This is a genomic window from Metallococcus carri, assembly GCF_011440275.1.
Classification (GTDB): Bacteria; Actinomycetota; Actinomycetes; order Actinomycetales; family Dermatophilaceae; genus Metallococcus; species Metallococcus carri.
The window spans coordinates 36,568-56,584 of sequence record NZ_JAAOIV010000004.1 but is presented as its reverse complement, the minus strand read 5'-3'; the positions used below and the strand labels follow the sequence as shown (position 1 = coordinate 56,584).

Genomic DNA, 20,017 nt, shown 5'->3' with positions numbered 1-20,017 from the left:
CTCAGCCTATGCGTCCATCCGGTTGAGGCCGAGCACCACCACGACGGCCTCCCCGGCGGCGTCGCTGGCCGCGAGCGGCACCTGCGCGTCGATCCCCCAGTCGTGATCGCCATCCGGGTCATCGATCACCTGCCGCACCTCCCATTCGGTGTCGTTCTTGGTGATCCGCAGGTATGCCGGCCCCCTCGCCTCCGCGCCCGCGCCCAGTTCGTCGTGGTCGGCGAAGTAGTGGTCGAGGTCGTCGGCCCAGGCGGCTTCGTCCATGACGATCTCGGTGGGTGGGTCGGTGGCCTGCGCCGCAGCGCGGTCCAGCGCGGCCAGACCGGGGATGTCGCGACGCGCGGCGAGTTGCACGCGCCGGAACATCGCATTGCGGATCTGCACGGTGAAGGCCCGTTCGTTGCGGGTGACCGCCCGCGGGGTGGGAGGCACGGCGTCCTCGTCGGTGTGCCGGGAGGGGTCGGTGAGGGCCTCCCATTCGTCGAGCAGGCTGGAGTCGGTCTGCCGGATCACCTCGCCCAGCCATTCGATGAGGTCGCGCAGTTCGTCGTTCTTGGCCTGGTCGGGCACCGTCTGCCGCAGCGTGCGGTAGGCGTCGGTGAGATAGCGCAGCACGATCCCCTCGGAGCGCGCCAGCTCGTAGTGACGCACGAGTTCGCTGAAGCTCCAAGCGTTTTCATACATCTCACGCACCACGGACTTGGGCGAGAGCGCGTGTTCGGGCACCCATGGCTGCGAGCTGCGATAGGTGACGAAGGCTGTCTCGAGTTCGTCGCGCAGCGGCTGCGGCCAGGTGACGTCTTCCAGCAGCTCCATCCGCTCGTCGTATTCGATGCCGTCGGCCTTCATCTCGGCGATCGCCTCGCCGCGCGCCTTGCGCTGCTGGGCCCACAGGATCGGCCGGGGGTCTTCGAGGATCGCCTCGATCACCGAGACGACGTCGAGAGCATGGGTGGGTTGGTCGGGGTCGAGCATCTCGATGACCGCGAGCGCGAAGGGTGCGAGCGGCTGGTTGAGGGCGAAGTTGGCCTGCAGGTCGGCGGTGAGTTCGACCCCGCGGCCGTCCGGCCCGGGCTGGTCGAGACGGCGCACCACCCCGGCGGTCAGCAATTCGCGATAGAGGGTGATCGCATTGCGGGCGAGGCGTCGCTGGCGACGCTCGTCCTCGTGATTTTCGCGCACGAGGCGAGCCATCGCGGCATACGGATCTCCTTCTCGCGCAATGACATTGAGCATCATCGAGTGGGTGACCCGCATACGTGACTGGAGCGGCTCGGGCTCGGCTGCGACCAGCCGCTCGAAGGTTTCCTCGGTGTAGTTGACGAATCCCTCGGGCGGCTTCTTGCGCTGGACCTTGCGCTGCTTCTTGGGGTCGTCGCCGGCCTTGGCGAGCGCCCGGGCGTTGTCGATCACGTGGTCGGGGGCCTGCACGACGACCGACCCGGAGGTGTCGAACCCGGCCCGACCCGCTCGCCCGGCGATCTGATGGAACTCGCGGGCCTTGAGCAACCGCTGCCGGGTGCCGTCGAATTTGGTGAGTGAGGTGAGCACGACGGTGCGGATCGGCACATTGATGCCGACGCCGAGGGTGTCGGTGCCGCAGATGACCTTGAGCAGGCCGCGCTGCGCGAGCGTCTCCACGAGCCGGCGGTATTTGGGCAGCATCCCGGCGTGGTGGACGCCAATCCCATGTCGCACAAGGCGATTCAGCGTCTTGCCGAATCCGGCGGAGAAGCGGAAGTCCTTGATCAGCTCGGCGATCTGTTCGCGCTCGGCGGCATCGATGACCTTGAGGCTGAGCAGCGCCTGCGCCCGCTCCAGGGCGGCGGCCTGGGTGAAATGCACGACGTAGACCGGCGCTTGATGGGTCGTGAGCAGTTCTTCGAGGGTCTCGTGCAGCGGGGTCATCGCCCAGCTGAAGCTCAGCGGCACCGGGCGCTCCGCCCCCGCGATCGTCGCCGTCGGGCGGCCGGTGCGCCGGGTCAGGTCCTCCTCGAAGAAGGACACCTCACCGAGCGTGGCCGACATGAGCAGGAATTGCGCTTGCGGCAGCTCGAGCAGCGGCACCTGCCAGGCCCAGCCGCGCTCCGGCTCGGAGTAGAAGTGGAACTCGTCCATGATGACCATGCCGATGTCGGCGGTCACGCCCTCGCGCAGCGCGATATTGGCGAGAATCTCTGCGGTGCAACAGATCACGGGCGCGTCCGGGTTGACCGACGCATCGCCGGTGAGCATGCCGACGTTCTCCGCGCCGAAGATCTGGCACAGGTCGAAAAACTTCTCGCTGACCAGCGCCTTGATCGGCGCGGTGTAGAAGCTCACCCGGTCCTCGGCCATCGCGATGAAATGCGCGGCGGCCGCGACGAGCGACTTCCCCGACCCGGTCGGCGTCGCGAGGATGACGTTGGACCCGCCGAGCAGCTCGAGGATCGCGTCGTCCTGATGCGGGTAGAGCGTCAGCCCCCGCTCGGTCGCCCAGGCGCCGAACGCGGCATACACCTCGTCGGGGTCGGCGCCGTCCGGCAGGCGAGAGATCAGGTCCATGACCCGGTCATCTTTTCAGGCACCGTATGCCGGGCCGCCGCTCGCCCGGCCGGGCGAGCTCACCGGTTCGCGGTCGACCCTGCAGGCGCGACCACTCGCCAGGGCACGTCCTGATGGTCGAGGTCGCCCGACAGGGCGGCCCGCGCACACGCACGACCCTGGTCGCGTAATGAGGCCGCGACCGTCCAGATGCCTGCCGCGGAGGCTTCCCGCGAGCCGTCCCAGCCGGTCAGGGTGATGTCGCGCTGCGGGTCGGCCACTCCCGCGCGGGCACCGAGCGCGAGTTCGTCGCTCATCGCCAAGATCACCACCGGACCGGCGCTGTCCACCTCCTCCAGCACAGCAGCGGCGGCCTGCTCGCCGAGGGTGCGCTGGTTGCGCTGCACCACGGCGACCCGCACATCAGCCCAGTCGTGGCCCGCGCGGGTCAGCGCGTCGTGATAGCCGCCGAGCCGCGCCGCGGTCACGGGAAAGGGAACGTCCGTGGGCAGGTCGCGACCCCTGAACAGGCCGCTGGCGCGCCGCCGGTCGAGCGGGAAGCTGATGACCACGGGAGTGGCGTCGGCGAGCGCCGTGGCTTCGGCGACTGCGGCCGCGGCTGCCCGGTCGTCGGGGCCGACGTGGGCGAGACCAGGGTGGGCGGGGCCGCCCTGGATCGCGGCGGGGCGCCCGCTCCCCGCGACGGCGGCGAGCACGGGATCGTCGGCAGTCGTGGTCCACAGGACGTAGCCGTCGACCGCCGCCGCGAGCACTCGGTCGACATCATCGGCATCACCTCGGGTCGGAAGCAGCACCATGCCCAGGTTGTCGGTGACGCAGACGTCGGCGATGCCGGCGAGAAACTGCGCGGCCTGGGGGTCGTCGAACAGATAGGACAGATGCTCGCCGACCACGACGCCGAGTTGGCGCGTGCGTCCGGAGCGCAAGGCGCGGGCGGTGCTGTCGGGGCGATAACCGAGGTCGGCTGCCGCGGCGAGCACCGTGGCCCGGGTGGCCTCGGCGACGCGCGCCGGGTGGTTGAAGGCATAGGAGACGGTCATCGGGGCCACGCCTGCCCGCGCCGCGACATCCTTGATGGTGGGGCGCCGACCCCGCGACGTTGGCACCGGCCCAGCATAGCTGTGTAACGTTACGAATCATGAGACCGCGAGCCAGCTGGGCGCCCTTCCCCGCCTTCACCGCGTTCGGCGTCTTCTGGGGCGCCTGGGGCGCGGCCCTTCCCGTCCTGCGCCGGACCGCGGGCGTCAGCCAGGGGCAGCTCGGGACCGCACTGCTGTTCGTCGGGTTGGGCGCGTTGCCGTCGATGGCCCTCGCCGGGCGCGTGGTCGACCGGTTCGGGCTCCGCGTCGTCGCCCCGCTGCTCGCCGCCCTGGCCGGAGCCGGCCTGCTCATCTCCCCGCGGCCAACGGGATGGTGCTCCTGGTGAGCGGCATGCTGCTGGTCGGCGCAAGCTCGGGCGCCGCGGATGTCGCCATCAACGCTCTGGCCGGGCGCGCGGAGCACGTGAGCGACCGTCCCCTGATCACCCGCTCGGCCGGACTCTTCTCCGTCGGCGTGGTCCTGGCCAGCCTGGGCACCGGGGCCCTGTTGGGTGCCGGCTTGTCGCTCATTGCGGTTTTCGGGGTGGTCGCGGCGGCCATCCTCGCTCTCGCCCTGACAACGCATCTGACGAGCGCGCCGCTGCACCTTCCTCCCCACGACTCGGCGGCTGAGACGGACGACCACAACCCCCGTGTCCCACCGACGAACTCGATCGCACCGCTGCTGGCGGTCGGGTTGATCGCCGCCCTGGCGTATGCCGTGGAGAACGCTCACCAAAGTTGGGGCGCAGTCATGCTCACCGATGTCTTCCGTGCCTCGCCGCAGGTGGCGGCAGCAGCGCCGGCGGCATTCGCCGCGACGGCTGCCGTAGCGCGACTGACCTTGGCACCGCTCTCGCGCAGCCACCCCACCGCGATCCTGCTCGGCGGCGGCACGCTGGCCGCAGCGGGGAGCGTCGTGCTCGCGACCGCACCGTCGGTCGCGGTCGCCCTGGTCGGGCTGGTCCTTGCCGCCCTCGGCACGGCAACGCTGTTCCCCACCCTGCTCAGCCGCAGCCTGCGTGGCGTCGCCCCCGCACAGCACGGCCGCGCCACCTCCACCATCGGCGCCACCGCCTACCTCGGGTTCCTGCTCGGCCCGGCATACGTCGGGGCACTCACCGAGGTGAGCGACCTGCGCGGAGCGCTGCTCGGCGTCGCCGCACTCGCCCTCCTCTTCACCCTCGCAGCGACACCAATCAGTGCCTGGGCCGCCGGTCATCGCCGTATGCCGGGCCGCCGCTCGCCCGCGCGGGCGCGGTGAACTCGCCCACGCTCACGACCGTTACGCTTGTCGCCGCTGCCGATCGGCAGCACGGGCCCTTAGCTCAATGGGTAGAGCTGCGGACTTTTAATCCGTAGGTTCCGGGTTCGAGCCCCGGGGGGCCCACCACATCCCATGGCTGTGCGGTCGCGAAGTGTTCTCGCCGTCCCGCCCCGCGCGAGCGTGGACCTTGTTAGCGTGACAGGCGTCGCGTCGGCGCTCCGCCGGCGTCTCCGACACCAGATTGCGAAGGAGCACGACTCATGAGCTTTATGGACAACGCAGGCGGCTTGGGCGACAAGGCCAAGGACTTCGCGGGCCAGAACCCGGACAAGGTCGACCAGGGCGTCGAGCAGGCCGGCAACTTCGTCGACGAGAAGACCGGCGGTCAGTACGCCGACAAGGTCGACCAGGGCCAGGAGGCGCTGAAGAACCAGTTCGGTGGCCAGGGTGGCGACCAGCAGCAGGGCGACCAGGCTGCCGACCAGCAGGGCGGCGACCAGCAGCAGCAGTGATGCGCTGACTTCGGTTCTCGAAGGGCGCGACATCTCCTCATCGAGATGCCGCGCCCTTTGTCATGTGATCTTCCCGGCATGGACGCCGGCTGAGCCGGCTCCGGCGGCCCGGGCAGGATGGGAGCCATGGCACGACCGTTCACCGGCACCTACCGGCTGCAACTGCACGCCGGTTTCACCTTCGCCGACGCCCGCGCGCAGGTCCCCTATCTCGCGCGCCTGGGCGTCTCGCACCTCTATCTGTCGCCGATCCTGACCGCCGTGCCCGGCTCCATGCACGGGTATGACGTCGTCGACCACAGCCGCCTCAACCCGGAGCTCGGCGGCCGCGAGGAGTTCGAGGCCCTCGCCGCGGCGGCGCACGACCACGGTCTCGGCATCGTCGTTGACATCGTGCCCAACCACATGGCCTTCGTCGCTCCGGAGTCGCTCAACGGGGCCGTCTGGCAGGTGCTGCGCGATGGCCGCGACGCCGCGACCGCGCAGTGGTTCGACATCGACTGGAAGGTCGGCGGCGGACGGCTCAACCTGCCCGTCCTCGGCGAACCGCTGGAGGACGTCCTCGCGGCCGGCGACATCACCCTCGACCGGTCCGGTGACGAGCCGGTGCTGCGCTATTTCGACCACGTGTGGCCGGTTGCGCTCGGCACCGACACCACCGACGACCTGACCGAACTCCTTCAGCGCCAACACTTCCGGCTGGCGTCCTGGCGCGACAAGGACGAGCTGCTCAACTACCGCCGGTTCTTCGAGGTGGACGGTCTGATCGCCGTGCGGGTCGAGCTGCCCGAGGTGTTCGACGCCACCCACGAGCTGCTGCTCGAGCTGCACCACGCCGGGCTGATCGACGGCTTCCGCATCGACCACCCGGACGGTCTCGCCGACCCCGCCGGTTATCTCGCCCGGTTGCGCGACGCCTGCCGCAAGGACACCCCAGTCTGGGTGGAGAAGATCCTCGAGGGCGACGAGCGGCTGCCCGCCGACTGGGCCTGCGCGGGCACCACGGGGTATGACGCGCTGCGCGTCGTGCAGGCGGCGCTCACCGACCCGGCCGGCGCGGACGCGGTGAACCAGGCGTGGATCGACGCCGGCGGCGACCCTGATTTCGAGCATCAGGTCGAGCAGGCCAAGCGCTTCGTGGTGGCCAATTCCCTTGCGCCCGAGGTGGATCGGTTGACCCGACGGGCCCGCGAGGCGCTGCCGGACGCCTCCCCCGAGCGGCTGCGCGAGGCGATCGTCGAGTTGCTCGTCGGCGGCGAGGTCTATCGCGCCTATGTGCAGCCGGACGCCCGCCCGTCCCCCGCCGCGCGGGCGCGGCTCGCCGAAGCCTTCGCGCGCGCCATCGAGCAGCGACCGGACCTGCGCCCCGAGTTGGAGGCTCTGCTGCCGCTCACCGTGCTGGCGGACGACGACGAGGCGGCGACCGACTTCGGCATACGGCTGCAGCAGACCTGGGGGCCGGTGATGGCCAAGGGGATCGAGGACACGACCTTCTATCGCTGGCACCGGCTGATCGCGCTCAACGAGGTCGGCTCGGACCCGACGGTGCTCGCCGACGCCAGCCCGGCGCTGCTGCACGACTGGGCGGCCTATCAGGCCGAGCACTGGCCGCGCACGATGACGACCTTGTCGACCCACGACACCAAGCGCAGCGAGGACGTGCGGGCGAGGCTGCTCGCGCTGGCCGGAGACCCGCACTGGTGGACCACCCTGTCAGGCATTGCCCGATCGCAGGCCGCGGGCACCGGTGTCGACGGCCCGACCGCCCACCTGGTGTGGCAGACGCTCTTCGGCGTGGGGGATATCTCCGACGAGCGGTTGCGCGACTACCTGCAGAAGGCGCTGCGCGAGGCCAAGGAGCACACCGCGTGGGTCGACGGCGACGCCGACTACGAGCAGCGTGTCGTGAATTTCGCTGTGACACTTCGGGATTCGCCAGAGTGGCGGACCGCCCTCGCCGGCGCGCTCGCCACCGTGCGCGAGCCGATCCGCGCGGTGACGCTGGGGGCGAAGCTGCTGCAACTGATGCTGCCCGGTGTGCCGGACGGCTACCAGGGCACCGAGATCGTCAACCTGTCGCTGGTGGATCCGGACAACCGGCGGCCGGTCGACTACACCCAGCGGGCCCGGCTGCTCGACCAGGTGTCCGATGCCCCGCCGGGCCGCGAGGACTCCCTCGACGCCGAGAAGCTGTATGTCGTGCACCGGGCGCTGACGCTGCGGTCGCATGAGCCGGCGCTCTTCGGCGAGCACGCGGCATACCGCCCGATCGACAGCGAGAGCGAACACGCGGTGGCCTTCGAGCGCTCGGTCGAGGGCGGCTTCCTGCGCCGGCGTCGACGCGCTCGGGCGATCGCCGTCGCGACGCGCGCCGCCGGACGACTCGCCACCACCGGAGGCTGGCGTGACACACGACTGCAGGTGCCGGACGGTCGGTGGAACGACGTGCTGACCGGCCGGCCGCACGTCAGCGACGGCGGGGTGCTTCTCGCCGACCTGCTGCGGGACCGACCGGTTGCCCTGTTGGAGGAGGAGTCCTGATGCGGTTCGATGTGTGGGCCCCGTTGGCGCACAACGACATTCAGCTCAACCTTGGCAAAGCAGCGGTGCCGATGCAGCGCAGCGAGGACGGCTGGTGGTCGGTGGAGGCCGACGCTTCGCCGGGTGACCGATACGCCTTCTCGGTCGACGGCGGTGACGAGCGGCCCGACCCGCGCTCGCTCGCCCAGCCGGACGGTCCGCACGCCCGGTCCGCCGTAGTCGACCTGTCCGCGCACACTTGGGGCGACGCCTCGTGGCAGGGCACCACCCTCGACGACGCAATCATCTACGAGCTGCATATCGGCACCTTCACGTCCGAGGGCACCTTCGACGCTGCGATCGGTCATCTCGACCACCTCGCCGCCCTGGGCGTGACGCTCGTCGAGCTCATGCCGGTGGTGTCCTTCCCCGGCTCCCGCGGCTGGGGCTATGACGGGGTGAGCCCGTATGCCGTGCACGAGGCGTATGGCGGTGCCGAGGGGCTGCAGCGATTCGTCGACGCGGCGCACCAGCGGGGGCTCGGGGTCTGCCTCGACGTGGTCTACAACCACCTCGGCCCGAGTGGCAACTACCTGCCCGTCTTCGGCCCGTATTTCACCGACCGGCACCACACGCCCTGGGGTCAGGCGGTCAACCTCGACGGGCCCGACAGCGACGAGGTGCGGCGCTATTTCATCGACAACGCGTTGATGTGGTTCCGCGACTTCCACCTCGACGCGCTGCGCCTCGATGCGGTGCACGCGCTCATCGACGATCGAGCCGTGCACTTCCTGGAAGACCTTGCGGCACAGACGGATTCGCTGTCGTCGGTGGTGGGCCGACCGCTGACACTCATTGCCGAATCGGACCGCAATGACCCCGCGACGGTGACGCCGCGGGCCGCCGGTGGCGCGGGTGGACTGGGGCTGCACGCCCAGTGGGTCGACGATGTGCACCACACCTGGCACGTCCTGCTGACCGGCGAGACCCAGGGTTATTACGCCGACTTCGCCGATGCCGACGCGCTCGCCAAGACCGGCCGCACGCCGTTCTTCCACGACGGCACCTGGTCGACCTTCCGGGGTCGCCAGCACGGCCGGCCGGTCGACCCGGCAGCCACCGACGGACGTCGCTTCGTCGCCTCCCTGCAGACCCACGACCAGGTCGGCAACCGGGCCACCGGCGAGCGGCTGTCGCACCTGGTCTCCCCCGGTCGCTGCGCGATCGGCGCGGCCCTGCTGCTCACCTCGCCCTATGTGCCGATGCTGTTCATGGGCGAGGAGTGGGGCGCGAGCACGCCGTGGCAGTACTTCACCGACCACGAGGATCCCGAGCTCGCCGCCGCGGTGTCGAAGGGCCGGCGCGAGGAATTCGCCGACCACGGCTGGGGCGGCGAGGTGCCCGACCCGCAGGACAGCTCGACCCGGGACGTCTCGGTGCTGCGCTGGGACGAACTCGCCGAGCCCTCCCATGCCGCGCTGCTCGACTGGTATCGCACGCTGATTTCGTTGCGCCGCAACGTTGCCGACCTCGGTGACCCGTCGCTGGAGACCACCACCACGCAGCGCGAGGGCGACCTGGTGACGATCACTCGCGGAGCGCACCGGGTGGTGTGCAATCTCGGCGACACCGAGGTGCGGGTCGCCGCGACCGGGCATGTGCTCGCCGCCTTCGACGCCTCGATGGACGCCGGTGGCGACGTCATCGTGGAACCGGACGGCGTCGCGATCCTGGCGCCCTAGCGCAGCACGCTGAGCCCTCCGGGCACCACCCGAGCCGTGACGGGCAGCGCGGAAAGCCGCTCACCATCGGCATACGCCTCGACATTGTCCGCCTCGATGGTGACCTCGCGACCGCGGGCGATGGTCACCTCCGGCAGCTTGGTGTGCGTGCCGCGATAGACGTGCGGATATTTGGCGATGAACCGCGGCCGGGTGAACCGCGCGCCCTCCCGCGTGGCGATCATCACCACGTCGAGCAGACCGTCGGTCGGGTCGGCGTCCGGCGCGATGTGCATGCCCTTGCCGTAATAGCCTGAGTTGGCGGCGACCACCGAAAAGCCTTGGTAGTCATAGGTTTTGCCATCGATCGTGACCCGGTAGCTGCGCGCTGCGAAGGTCGCGATGCCCTGCACGGCAGCGACCGGATATTGCAGCAGGCCGGGAATCCACGGCCGCCGGTTGACGATCTGCGAGACATGCGAGTCGACCCCGGCATACACGCTGGAGGCGACGAACCGGCGGCCGACGTCGATGACGTCGACGGCGCTCGGCTCACCGCGCAGGAGCACCTCCACCAGCCGATCGGTCTTGGTCGGTATGCCGAGCTGGCGGGCGAAGTCGTTGCCTCGGCCCAACGGGGCGATCGCCAAGGTGGCGCCCTGCCGCACGGCCGGGGTGACCGCGGAATCGACCATCCCGTCACCACCCGCGGCGACACAGATCGCGCCGGCTGCGACGCTCTCGGCGACCAGCCCGTTCATCGCCTCGGGTGAGGGGCTTCGCCGCAAGGCCACCTCCGCGCCCCGCCGGCGCAGGTGCTGCGCCAGCTCCTCGCCCTTGGTCGCGGCGGCACCGCCCGAGGCGGCGGGGTTGACGATGACGTGGAACGAGCGCATGCCGGCCACTGTGTCAGCCCGTCTCACCCGGCGCCGCGGAATCCCTGCCGAAGGGCGCCCAGCTCGCCCAGCTGCGCCTCTAGAGTTGGCCGTATGCCGACCTCGTCCGCGCTCCGTTCCCCTGCCGTCCAGAACCTCATCGCCGCTGCCGCAGCGGGCGCAGGGGTCATGCTGACTCCCGCCCGCTTCCCGCGCTGGGCCCGTCGTGGCCTGCGGGTCGCCAATATCGCCGGCACCGCCGGCTCAATGCTGATGGGTCCGCGCGCGAACTCCGAGGGCGGCAAGCTCGGTCTCGCGCCGACCAAGACCGCCACCGGCACCACCGCCTCCTCCACCTCGGCCCTCGCCGCGGCCGCCGGTGGCCTGTCGCTGATCAGCTCCGGCGTCGGCGTCAAGGCCGACGAGAAGGTCGAGCTCTTCCTGCGCCGCAAGGGCGTGCAGCACCCGCGCATCCTGATGGCCGTCGGGGCGATCGCGGTCGTCTGGATCGCCAAGACCGTGCAGGATGCCGCCACCAAGAAGGCCGAGCAGGCCGCCAAGGGCCTGGCCACCAAGAAGGCAAGCACGCCGCCGGCGGGCAGCGAGGTGCGCCCCGCGGAGCAGCCCACCGTCACCACCGACACCCTGCGCAACCAGGACGAGTTCTCGGCCAATGTGCCGACCGTGCAGACCCAGCTCGGTCAGGTCGACGGGTCCGCGACGGACCAGGCGCAGGGCGGCAAGCACCGCGCCGGCGAGTAGTCCTCAGCGCAGGTGGTGCCAGGCCAGGATCAGCACGGCCACGATCATCACCACCGAGCCGACGACAGCCCACGGGCGCCCCGCTCGCGCGATGGCCTCAGCCATGCCGGGCGTGGCGCCCATCTGCTGCAGCCGAGCCTGCGGGGTCGAGCCGCGCCGCACCCGCGCCAGGTGGATGCGGGCGAGCGTCGCCGCGAACGGCACGTAGACCAGCAACACCAACAACGCCAACGGGATTCGCAACCAGAACCACCGCTCGACCTGTTCCGCCCACCCGGCGAGCGCGAGGACTGCCACTGCGGCGACGGCCGCGCCGCCCTGCACCAGGTGCGTGAGCCGCGCCCCCTTGCCAGGTGGCTGCCCGAAGGTCCGGCGCACCAGGAACGCCAGCACCCGCCGTTGCATGCGCCGCTGCGCCCACACCGCCCATCCGGCGGCGAGCACGAACCCGGCCAGCAGCACCCACGCCCTCACAGCGCGCGACCCTATCCGGACCTGGCACAGTGCGAGGTATGACGTCCGCCGCACCGCCCGCTGAAGCTCCCGAACCCGTCGACGCGCTGCGGCGCATCGCCTTCCTGCTGGAGCGCGCCCGGGCGGGCACCTATCGGGTCAAAGCCTTCCGAGGCGCCGTGGAGACGGTCATCGCCACACCGCGCGAGGAGCTGGAACGGCGCGCCCAGGAAGGCACCCTCAAGCAGCTCCCCGGGATCGGCAGCTCGACCGAAGCGGTCATCGCGGCGTGCCTGAACGGCGAGCAACCGGCATACCTGATCGACCTGGAGGCCGAGCACGGCGGCCGGCTGGTCGAGGGCGGCGAGGCGATCCAGGCGGCCCTCAAGGGCGACTGCCACTCCCACTCGGACTGGAGCGACGGCGGCTCACCGATTCAGGAGATGGTCGCGACCGCGATGGAGCTCGGCCACGACTACCTGGTGCTCACCGACCACTCGCCGCGGCTCAAGGTCGCGAACGGGCTCACCGCCGCCCGGCTCACCCAGCAACTCGGCGTCATCGACACGATCAACAAGCACCTCGGCGGCCAGTTCACCCTGCTCAAGGGGATCGAGGTGGACATCCTCGACGACGGCACGCTCGACCAGTCCGAGGAGATGCTGCGCCAGCTGCAGGTGCGCGTCGCCTCGGTGCACTCCAAGCTGAAGATGGCCAAGGCGCCCAACACCCAGCGCATGCTCGGCGCCATCGCCCAGCCGTGGACCAACATCCTCGGTCACTGCACCGGGCGGCTCATTCAAGGCGATCGCGGCACGCGCGCCCCGTCGCAGTTCGACGCGCAGGCAGTCTTCGAGGCCTGCGCGGAGCATGACGTCGCGGTCGAGATCAACGCCCGCCCCGAGCGGTCCGACCCGCCGGACGATCTGCTCGAGCTCGCGCGCGACATCGGCTGCCTGTTCAGCATCGACAGCGACGCCCACGCGCCTGGCCAACTGGACCTGCAGCAGTACGGCTGCGCGCGGGCGGAGGCGGCCGGCATACCACCGGAGCGGATCATCGACACCTGGGAGACCGAGCGGCTGATCGAGTGGGCGAGCGCCAAGATCCGCTGAGCGGGCCGCGTTTTGGTGCTTGCCTCACCCGTCCCCTATAGTTGCCGAGTCCACAACGGATCCGGACCGCCGGGTGCGGACCTGTCGGACAGGTCCCCATCGTCTAGCGGCCTAGGACACCGCCCTTTCACGGCGGCAGCACGGGTTCGAATCCCGTTGGGGATACAGCAAGTTCGGTCTTGCACCAGCAAGGCCCCGTAGCGCAGTTGGTTAGCGCGCCGCCCTGTCACGGCGGAGGTCGCGGGTTCAAGTCCCGTCGGGGTCGCCAGTGGTGACGTAGAGTCGCCGCATCAGGCCAGATAGCTCAGTTGGTAGAGCGAGCGACTGAAAATCGCTAGGTCGGCGGTTCGACCCCGTCTCTGGCCACTTCTCGAAGAGCCCCGCTGCGGCGGGGCTTTCGTGCTGTTCCGGCCCGCCGCCTGGCCCACAGGTTCGTTTCGCACAATGGCCGCCATGCGCATCCGGTCCCTCCTCGCCCTGCTTGCTGCCGCTCTCCTCCCACTGCTGGTCGTCGGTATGCCGACCGCGAGCGCCCACGACCGCGTCGCCTCAACAACGCCCAAGGACGGCAGCACGGTCGCGCCGCCGGAGAAGATCGTGTTGTCCCTCTCCGATCGCGCGCAGCCGACCGGCACCCAGCTGAAGGTCACGGGGCCGCAAGGGGAGGTCACCTCCGGCACCGCGATCGTCACCGGCAAGGTGGTCACCCAGGCGCTGAAGCCCGGCCTGCCGAACGGCAAGTACACCGTCGTATGGCGGGTCACCTCCTCCGACGGCCACCCGATCTCGGGCACCTTCGCGTTCACGGTCGCGGGGGCCACGGCCAGCACGTCCTCCAGCGCGACGGCATCGGGCTCCAGCGCGTCGAACTCGGCCGGCTCGGCGGCCTCGAGCACCTCGCCGACCCCGCCGGCGCAGCAGACGCCGACCAATTCCTCGAACAACGCTCCGGCCGTCGTCATCGGTGCCGTGGTGCTCGCGGTGCTGTTGATCGGCGGCGGCGTGCTGCTGTCACGGCGTTATCTCAAGGATGACGAGTGATTGGGTCGGCCAGTCGCCGAACAGATGCGAAGGAAGTTCCACGGCTGTTGTACCGTTGACACCACGACAGAAACGCACGGATCCCGGGCCCCCCGACGATCTCGCCTCGCGGGCCTGCGCATCGCGGATGCACAGCTCTGCACGGCGCGTCGTCCGGCGGCTCGGCACACACGACATGAGGGGGTCTCGCCATGGGGCGCGGCCGGGCCAAGGCAAAGCAGACCAAGGTTGCCCGGGAGCTGAAGTACTTCAGCCCCGACACCGACCTCAATGCGCTGGAGCGTGAGCTCCGGTCCAGGTCGTCCACCGCAGCGGCTGATGAAGCCGACGCTGGTCGCGACGACGAGGGTGACGAGGACGACTACGCCCAGTGGGCCACGCGGCACTGAGCCGCGCGACATTCAGGCGTAATCGCCCAGCAGTTGGGCACCGCCGCCGTGCACGCCCTTGGCGCCGGTGACCACCTCGGCGGCAGCGGCGTCGATCTCCTCCATCGGCTGAACCCGGCCGAGCACCCACGCGGGCACACCGGCATGGGTGAGCACTTCGAGTGCGGCGTCGACGCTGCTGTGCGGGAGTGCGGCGACGAAGCCGACACCCATGTTGAGCGTGCGCTCCAGGTCGGCCTGCGGCACTGAGCCCAGCCGCTGCAGGACGCCGAAGACCGGTGCCGGCGACCAGCTGGACCGCTCGACGACGCCGCACAGCCCCGGTGGCAGCACCCGCGCCAGGTTGGCTGCGAGTCCGCCGCCGGTGACATGCGACAGGGCGTGCACCTCGACGCCTTCGGTGCGGATCAGCCGCAGCAGGTCGGCGGCGTACACCCGGGTGGGCGTCAACACCTCCTCGCCGAGGGTGCGGCCGAACTCGGGCACCTCGCGGTCCCAGGACCAGCCGGCCGAGGCGACGATCCGCCGCACCAGCGAATAGCCGTTGGCGTGCAGCCCGGACGACGCCAGACCGAGCAGCACGTCACCGGCGCGAACACGGTCGGGCGACAACAGGTCGGCATACTCCACGACGCCGGTGGCGGCGCCGGCGACGTCATACTCCTGCGGCTCGAGCAGACCGGGATGCTCGGCGGTCTCGCCGCCGACGAGCGCCACCCCTGCCTGCTCGCAGGCACGCGCGATGCCGGACACGATCGCGGCGATCCGCTCTGGGACGACCTTGCCCGTGGCGATGTAGTCGGTCATGAACAGCGGCTCCGCGCCGCACACCACGATGTCGTCGACGACCATGCCGACCAGGTCGAAACCGATGGTGTCGTGCACGTCCAGGGCCTGCGCGATCGCGACCTTGGTGCCGACGCCGTCGGTCGAGGTGGCGAGCACCGGCCGGGTCATCCGCGCGAGCATCGAGGCGTCGAAGAGCCCCGCGAAGCCGCCGAGGCCACCGAGCACCTCCGGCCGCTGGGCCCGCGCCACCGACGCCTTCATCAACTCGACGGCCTTGTCACCCGCCTCCACGTCGACGCCGGCGTCGGCATAGGTGATCGGGGTTTCGCTCAACGTGGGACTCCTAGACCTCAGGGATGCTGCAACGAGTTCTCGGCGCCGCCGGCGACCCCGAGGGAGACGCCGTCGGCGTCGCGGCGGTCGACCCGGTCCTCCGGCCGCACCGGCACCGAGCGGTCGTGCCCGGACGCGATGTCGAGCGGCAGCGTCTCCAGCACGTGCTTGCCGATCCGGCCGTCCTCGGGCAACTCGATCGGGTAGTTGCCGGTGAAGCAGGCGGTGCACAGTTCGCTCGCCGGTTGTTCGGTCGCATCGACCATGCCCTGCTCGGAGATATAGCCGAGCGAGTCGGCGCCGATCGAGGCCCGGATCTCCTCGACGTTGAGACCGGTGGCGACGAGTTCGGCCCTGGTGGCGAAGTCGATGCCGTAGAAACACGGCCATTTCACCGGCGGGCTCGAGATCCGCACGTGCACCTCGGTCGCACCGGCCTCGCGCAGCATCCGGATCTGGGCGCGCTGGGTGTTGCCGCGCACGATCGAGTCGTCGATGACGACGACGCGCTTGCCGCGAATCGAATGCTCCAAGGGGTTGAGCTTGAGCCGGATGCCGAGCTGCCGCAGGGTCTGGCTGGGCTGGATGAACGTGCGGCCGACATAGGCGTTCTTCACGAACCCCTGCCCAAACGGTATGCCGGACTCCTGCGCGTAACCGGTCGCGGCCGGCACCCCGGACTCGGGCACGCCGATGACCAGGTCTGCGTCCACCGGGTGTTCGCGGGCGAGGGCGCGGCCCATCTCGACCCGCGCCTCGTGCACGACGCGGCCGCGGATCACCGCGTCCGGGCGGGCGAGATAGACATATTCGAAGACGCAACCCTTCGGCTGCGCCGGCGCGAAGCGGTGCGACCGCAGGCCGTGCTCGTCGATCGCGACGAGTTCGCCGGGTTCGATCTCGCGGACCACGCTGGCGCCCACGGTCTGCAGCGCAGCAGTCTCCGAAGCCACCACCCAGCCGCGCTCGAGGCGACCGAGCGCGAGGGGACGGACCCCGTGCGGGTCGCGGGCGGCATACAGCGTCTGCTCGTCCATGAAGACGAAGCAGAACGCGCCGCGCAGCTTGGGGAGCACGTCGAGGGCGGCCTGTTCGAGCGAGCGGTCGGGGTCCTCGGCCAGCAGGGTGGTGACCAGCGCGGTGTCAGAGGTGTTGCCGCGGGCGAGTTCACCGCGGATGGTGCGACCGGCGTGGCTGGCGTCGACCAGTTCCCGCAGCTCGACGGTGTTGATCAGGTTGCCGTTGTGCGCCAGCGCGACCGACCCGCCCTCGTGGCCGCCCAGCGTCGGCTGGGCGTTCTCCCAGGTGCTGCCGCCGGTGGTGGAGTAGCGGGAGTGGCCGATCGCCAGGTGGCCGCGCAGGCTGCTGAGCGCGGACTCATCGAAGACTTGGCTGACCAGGCCCATGTCCTTGTAGACCAGGATGCTGTCGCCGTCGCTGGTCGCGATGCCCGCGGACTCCTGCCCACGGTGCTGCAGAGCGTAAAGACCGAAGTAGGTGAGTTTGGCGACCTCTTCACCCGGCGCCCAGACCCCGAAGACGCCGCACGCGTCCTGGGGACCCTTCTCGCCGGGCATCAGGTCATGACTGAGTCGTCCATCGCCTCGAGGCACGGGCCCATCCTCCCACGTCCGCCGTGGGCGCCGGTCAATGACTGCGGCGATCGAGCAGTATGACGATGACGGCGGCCACCGCGACCCCGATCGGCACGAAGAACACCGCGAGATAGCCGAAGGCCGACATCGTCGACACATTGCGGTTCATCGGGTCCTCACCGGGCAGGTTGGCCACGATGGCGGCAACGATGAGGCCGACGATGGCGCCCGTCGCCAGGAAGGGGCCCAACCGGGGTGCCCGCCGCACCCGGTAACGCGTGGCGTTCGTCTCGTTGACCTGCTCGTCCTGCTGCACACGCCAACGGTAGGCGATCGCGATGACTAGGGTTTCCCGCAGGTTCTCGTCGCATCCCGAAAGGACGCTCCCCCGTGATCTACCTGGTCCTGGTGCTCGTGCTCATCATCATCGCGCTGTTGCTCGTGATCTTCCTGCGCGACCCGCAGCGGGGTGGTTCGGTCGGCATCCACGGGGTCGAGGGCAAGCAGAAGGTCGGTGTCCAGGCCGAGCAGTTGCGACGCGAGGAAGCGTCGCCCACGCCGGTTGAGAAGCCATCGTCGGCTGAGAAGTCCTCCCCCACGCCGGTTGAGAAGTCCTCACCCGCGCCGGTTGAGAAGCCATCGTCGGTTGAGCGTCGTCCTGAGCAGCGCGACGAAGGAGCGCGTGCCGAAGGGCAAGGCGGCGAGGAACGAGCCGCCGCGTCGAAACCCGCCGCCGAGACCGAACCTGCACCCAGCACTGGCGGCGACGACTGGGACGCACCCCCACCCGCCCTCGACGACACCTCCACCTCGCCGGTTGAGCAAGGCGGCGAGGAACGAGCCGCCGCGTCGAAACCCGCCGCCGAGACCGAACCTGCACCCAGCACTGGCGGCGACGACTGGGACGCACCCCCACCCGCCCTCGACGACACCTCCACCTCGCCGGTTGAGCAAGCGAGCGACGAAGGAGCGAGCGCGTCGAAACCCACCGAGCCCGCACCCACCGCCGGCGGCGACGACTGGGCTACCCCGCCCCCAGCCCTGGACGACCTCGACCAGGCACCTTCGGAACCGGCCGCGACCCAGCAGGAGACCCCCGCTGCACCGGCGAAGCCGGACCTCGCCAAGACCGAACCTGCCGAGTCCACGGCCAAGACCGAGCCCGCACCCACCGGCGGCGACGACTGGGCCACCCCGCCCCCAGCCCTGGACGACCTCGACAAGGCACCTTCGGAACCGGCCGCGACCCAGCAGGAGACCCCCGCTGCACCGGCGAAGCCGGACCTCGCCAAGACCGAACCTGCCGAGTCCACGGGCAAGACCGAGCCCGCACCCACCGGCGGTGACGACTGGGCTACCCCGCCCCCGGCGCTCGAGGACCTCGACTCCAGCACCGCGCAGCCGTCGACGGCCGACACCGCGCAGCCGTCACCGACCGCGTCGGCATACGCCGCTGAACCGCAGGCACCCGACGAGGCGGCCGGCGACGGTCCCTTCGGCCCCGGATCGGCCATGCCGAACGACGACGGCTCCGGCCCGGCGGGCTGGATCAAGGGCAACGCCGACACGATGCTCTTCCACACCCCGGACTCGCCCGATTACGAGCACACCGAGGCCGAGGTCTACTTCAAGGACGAGGAGACCGCCAAGATTGGTGGCTTCCGCCACTGGGATTCCTCAAAGCGCTGATCACCCCGGGCGTCGCACTAAGGGCAGGTATGCCGACAGGTCGGCTCGCCCTCCGGACGCCTGCACGTCCCCGCTGTCGGCGGCCTCACTCCAAGTGAGGTCGCCGACCACCAGGGCCAACCAGGTCGCGGCGTTCATCTCCACCACATTCGGTGGCGTCCCTCGCCGATGGGTTGGGCCTTCGATCACCTGCACCGCCCCGAACGGTGGCACCCGCACCTCCACCGATCTGCCGGGCGCCTGCAGTGCCAGCTCCTCCAGCGAATACCGCACTGCCACAGCGATTTCGGCACGTTTCACCCCCGGGTCCGCGCACCACGCGAGCACCGCCGCCCGCCCCTCCACGGGATTGATCCGCCGCCGCGCCGCCATACGCAGATTGTGCACGTCACCACTACAGTGACGAAGCCCGCGCCGCCCGACCGATCCCGGATCCCCATGAGCTTCGACTTCCGCACCGACGATCGCGGTGGCGTGACGCTCGTGCTCGACGAACGGCCGCAGTCGTATGTCGACCCGCACGACCCCGGACTGCTCACCTTCGAATACATGCAGCACATCGCACTTGTGCTCGACACCCTGCCGCCCGGCCCGCTCGCGGTCACCCACGTCGGCGGCGCCGCGCTCACCTTGCCGCGTTGGCTCCACCATGAGCGTCCGGGCTCGCCCCAGATCGTGCTCGAACCCGACGCTGCCCTCACCGAGGCGGTTCGCCGCGAACTCCCGCTTCCCCGCGGGCACCGCATCAGGGTCCGGCCGCAGGACGGGCGCGCCGGGCTCACTGCCCTCGCGCCGGAGAGTGCTGACGCGGTGATCGTCGATGCGTATGCCGATGGCCGCGTGCCGGCCGATCTCGTCACGGTTGAGTGTGCGGCGGTGATCGCGAAAGTGCTGAAGCCCCAAGGGATTGCGCTGTTCAACCTGGCCGACGAGCCGGACCGGGCATGGCTGCGGCGGGCGCTCCGAGGGCTGTCCCAGCCTTTCTCCGCGCATGCTGTCCTCGCCACCGCGGAGGTGATGAAGAAGAAGCGCTTCGGCAATTACGTCCTCGCGGTGAGCAACGCGCTGATGGACGCAAAGTCGTTGCGCCGCAAGGTCGCTGGCGCTCCGTTGCCCACAGGCCTCCTGCTTAATGCCGAGGTCGACCGGCTGATCGCGGGTGCCCGGCCCTTCGATGACACTGACACCGTACCGTCGCCGCGACCCCCGGCAGTGGGCTGGCGGATCCGCTGACAGGAGCGCTTGCGGCTTCGACGCGGCTCCTTCCTTCCCCTAGCGAGACCTCACGGTGGGGCTGGGTAGCGGGAGGCGGCAGCGCCCCTTCGGGATGCGC

The 20,017-nt window shown here is 70.3% G+C and carries 19 protein-coding genes and 4 tRNA genes; 15 read left to right on the top strand and 8 right to left on the bottom strand.

What is annotated here, in order from left to right; genetic code table 11:
* Positions 1-6: 6 nt before the first annotated feature.
* Positions 7-2,544, bottom strand: a complete 2,538-nt coding sequence (locus tag G9U51_RS06840; protein WP_166195131.1) for a DEAD/DEAH box helicase — start codon at positions 2,542-2,544, stop codon at positions 7-9.
* Positions 2,545-2,603: 59 nt separating this feature from the next.
* The gene (locus tag G9U51_RS06835; RefSeq protein WP_166195128.1) at positions 2,604-3,650 is read right to left on the bottom strand and encodes a LacI family DNA-binding transcriptional regulator; all 1,047 of its coding nucleotides are present in this window, start codon (positions 3,648-3,650) and stop codon (positions 2,604-2,606) included.
* A gap of 32 nt (positions 3,651-3,682) precedes the next feature.
* On the opposite strand from G9U51_RS06835, the gene G9U51_RS06830 reads away from it, so the two are divergent.
* The 6 genes from G9U51_RS06830 to treZ all read left to right on the top strand — a co-directional run bounded on the left by G9U51_RS06830 (position 3,683) and on the right by treZ (position 9,664).
* Complete coding sequence (locus tag G9U51_RS06830) at positions 3,683-3,970, top strand: MFS transporter (RefSeq protein ID WP_166195125.1); 288 nt, start codon at positions 3,683-3,685, stop codon at positions 3,968-3,970.
* Between the two features lie 5 nt (positions 3,971-3,975).
* Positions 3,976-4,887 carry an MFS transporter gene (locus tag G9U51_RS06825; protein WP_235945696.1) on the top strand — a complete coding sequence of 304 codons (912 nt, stop codon included), beginning with the start codon at positions 3,976-3,978 and terminating at the stop codon, positions 4,885-4,887.
* A gap of 53 nt (positions 4,888-4,940) precedes the next feature.
* A tRNA-Lys gene (locus G9U51_RS06820) sits at positions 4,941-5,016 on the top strand.
* 134 nt (positions 5,017-5,150) lie between these two features.
* On the top strand, positions 5,151-5,402 hold the full coding sequence (locus G9U51_RS06815; RefSeq protein ID WP_166195119.1) for an antitoxin: 252 nt from the start codon (positions 5,151-5,153) through the stop codon (positions 5,400-5,402).
* 126 nt (positions 5,403-5,528) lie between these two features.
* Positions 5,529-7,943: a malto-oligosyltrehalose synthase gene (gene treY, locus G9U51_RS06810; RefSeq protein ID WP_166195116.1), complete on the top strand. Its 2,415-nt coding sequence runs from the start codon at positions 5,529-5,531 to the stop codon at positions 7,941-7,943.
* On the top strand, positions 7,943-9,664 hold the full coding sequence (treZ, locus tag G9U51_RS06805) for a malto-oligosyltrehalose trehalohydrolase (protein WP_166195112.1): 1,722 nt from the start codon (positions 7,943-7,945) through the stop codon (positions 9,662-9,664). Before treY ends, treZ begins: the two co-directional genes overlap by 1 nt.
* On the opposite strand, the gene G9U51_RS06800 is transcribed toward treZ, so the two are convergent.
* The gene (locus G9U51_RS06800; protein WP_166195109.1) at positions 9,661-10,539 is read right to left on the bottom strand and encodes a diacylglycerol/lipid kinase family protein; all 879 of its coding nucleotides are present in this window, start codon (positions 10,537-10,539) and stop codon (positions 9,661-9,663) included. The two genes, treZ and G9U51_RS06800, sit on opposite strands and share 4 nt — an antisense overlap.
* A gap of 93 nt (positions 10,540-10,632) precedes the next feature.
* Here G9U51_RS06800 and G9U51_RS06795 point away from each other — a divergent pair, with 93 nt between their 5' ends.
* Positions 10,633-11,280, top strand: a complete 648-nt coding sequence (locus G9U51_RS06795) for a hypothetical protein (RefSeq protein ID WP_166195106.1) — start codon at positions 10,633-10,635, stop codon at positions 11,278-11,280.
* Between the two features lie 3 nt (positions 11,281-11,283).
* Here the strand turns inward: G9U51_RS06795 and G9U51_RS06790 are convergent, their stop codons facing one another.
* A complete protein-coding gene (locus G9U51_RS06790) occupies positions 11,284-11,754 on the bottom strand; it encodes a hypothetical protein (RefSeq protein ID WP_166195103.1) in 471 nt (156 codons plus the stop codon).
* 38 nt (positions 11,755-11,792) lie between these two features.
* Here G9U51_RS06790 and G9U51_RS06785 point away from each other — a divergent pair, with 38 nt between their 5' ends.
* From G9U51_RS06785 to G9U51_RS06760, 6 genes are all read left to right on the top strand, one after another.
* Positions 11,793-12,848 (top strand): PHP domain-containing protein, encoded by a 1,056-nt coding sequence (locus G9U51_RS06785; protein WP_166195100.1) that lies wholly within the window; start codon positions 11,793-11,795, stop codon positions 12,846-12,848.
* 92 nt (positions 12,849-12,940) lie between these two features.
* Positions 12,941-13,013, top strand: a tRNA-Glu gene (locus tag G9U51_RS06780).
* 26 nt (positions 13,014-13,039) lie between these two features.
* Positions 13,040-13,116 (top strand) — tRNA-Asp (locus tag G9U51_RS06775).
* A gap of 25 nt (positions 13,117-13,141) precedes the next feature.
* Positions 13,142-13,214, top strand: a tRNA-Phe gene (locus G9U51_RS06770).
* A gap of 87 nt (positions 13,215-13,301) precedes the next feature.
* The gene (locus G9U51_RS06765) at positions 13,302-13,889 is read left to right on the top strand and encodes a copper resistance CopC family protein (protein WP_166195097.1); all 588 of its coding nucleotides are present in this window, start codon (positions 13,302-13,304) and stop codon (positions 13,887-13,889) included.
* Between the two features lie 191 nt (positions 13,890-14,080).
* A complete protein-coding gene (locus tag G9U51_RS06760; RefSeq protein WP_166195094.1) occupies positions 14,081-14,278 on the top strand; it encodes a DUF3073 domain-containing protein in 198 nt (65 codons plus the stop codon).
* Between the two features lie 12 nt (positions 14,279-14,290).
* Here the strand turns inward: G9U51_RS06760 and purM are convergent, their stop codons facing one another.
* From purM to G9U51_RS06745, 3 genes are all read right to left on the bottom strand, one after another.
* Positions 14,291-15,400, bottom strand: coding sequence for a phosphoribosylformylglycinamidine cyclo-ligase (purM, locus tag G9U51_RS06755; RefSeq protein WP_166195091.1), 1,110 nt, complete (start codon positions 15,398-15,400; stop codon positions 14,291-14,293).
* A gap of 17 nt (positions 15,401-15,417) precedes the next feature.
* Positions 15,418-16,977, bottom strand: coding sequence for an amidophosphoribosyltransferase (purF, locus tag G9U51_RS06750; protein WP_217361292.1), 1,560 nt, complete (start codon positions 16,975-16,977; stop codon positions 15,418-15,420).
* A 70-nt stretch (positions 16,978-17,047) separates the two neighbouring features.
* On the bottom strand, positions 17,048-17,311 hold the full coding sequence (locus tag G9U51_RS06745) for a hypothetical protein (RefSeq protein ID WP_166195085.1): 264 nt from the start codon (positions 17,309-17,311) through the stop codon (positions 17,048-17,050).
* Positions 17,312-17,385: 74 nt separating this feature from the next.
* Here G9U51_RS06745 and G9U51_RS06740 point away from each other — a divergent pair, with 74 nt between their 5' ends.
* Positions 17,386-18,684: a sunset domain-containing protein gene (locus G9U51_RS06740; RefSeq protein ID WP_166195082.1), complete on the top strand. Its 1,299-nt coding sequence runs from the start codon at positions 17,386-17,388 to the stop codon at positions 18,682-18,684.
* Here G9U51_RS06740 and G9U51_RS06735 read toward each other — a convergent pair whose 3' ends face one another.
* A complete protein-coding gene (locus G9U51_RS06735; protein WP_166195675.1) occupies positions 18,685-19,056 on the bottom strand; it encodes a sterol carrier family protein in 372 nt (123 codons plus the stop codon).
* A gap of 66 nt (positions 19,057-19,122) precedes the next feature.
* Here G9U51_RS06735 and G9U51_RS06730 point away from each other — a divergent pair, with 66 nt between their 5' ends.
* Positions 19,123-19,917: a spermidine synthase gene (locus tag G9U51_RS06730; protein WP_166195079.1), complete on the top strand. Its 795-nt coding sequence runs from the start codon at positions 19,123-19,125 to the stop codon at positions 19,915-19,917.
* Positions 19,918-20,017: the final 100 nt, after the last annotated feature.

Coding starts and splice junctions, on each gene's coding strand:
- G9U51_RS06840 (WP_166195131.1), bottom strand. CDS start 2,544: ATGGACCTGATCTCTCGCCTGCCGGACGGCGCCGACCCCGACGAGGTG.
- G9U51_RS06830 (WP_166195125.1), top strand. CDS start 3,683: ATGAGACCGCGAGCCAGCTGGGCGCCCTTCCCCGCCTTCACCGCGTTC.
- G9U51_RS06825 (WP_235945696.1), top strand. CDS start 3,976: ATGCTGCTGGTCGGCGCAAGCTCGGGCGCCGCGGATGTCGCCATCAAC.
- G9U51_RS06815 (WP_166195119.1), top strand. CDS start 5,151: ATGAGCTTTATGGACAACGCAGGCGGCTTGGGCGACAAGGCCAAGGAC.
- treY (WP_166195116.1), top strand. CDS start 5,529: ATGGCACGACCGTTCACCGGCACCTACCGGCTGCAACTGCACGCCGGT.
- treZ (WP_166195112.1), top strand. CDS start 7,943: ATGCGGTTCGATGTGTGGGCCCCGTTGGCGCACAACGACATTCAGCTC.
- G9U51_RS06800 (WP_166195109.1), bottom strand. CDS start 10,539: ATGCGCTCGTTCCACGTCATCGTCAACCCCGCCGCCTCGGGCGGTGCC.
- G9U51_RS06795 (WP_166195106.1), top strand. CDS start 10,633: ATGCCGACCTCGTCCGCGCTCCGTTCCCCTGCCGTCCAGAACCTCATC.
- G9U51_RS06785 (WP_166195100.1), top strand. CDS start 11,793: ATGACGTCCGCCGCACCGCCCGCTGAAGCTCCCGAACCCGTCGACGCG.
- G9U51_RS06765 (WP_166195097.1), top strand. CDS start 13,302: ATGCGCATCCGGTCCCTCCTCGCCCTGCTTGCTGCCGCTCTCCTCCCA.
- G9U51_RS06760 (WP_166195094.1), top strand. CDS start 14,081: ATGGGGCGCGGCCGGGCCAAGGCAAAGCAGACCAAGGTTGCCCGGGAG.
- purF (WP_217361292.1), bottom strand. CDS start 16,977: ATGCCCGGCGAGAAGGGTCCCCAGGACGCGTGCGGCGTCTTCGGGGTC.
- G9U51_RS06735 (WP_166195675.1), bottom strand. CDS start 19,056: ATGGCGGCGCGGCGGCGGATCAATCCCGTGGAGGGGCGGGCGGCGGTG.
- G9U51_RS06730 (WP_166195079.1), top strand. CDS start 19,123: ATGAGCTTCGACTTCCGCACCGACGATCGCGGTGGCGTGACGCTCGTG.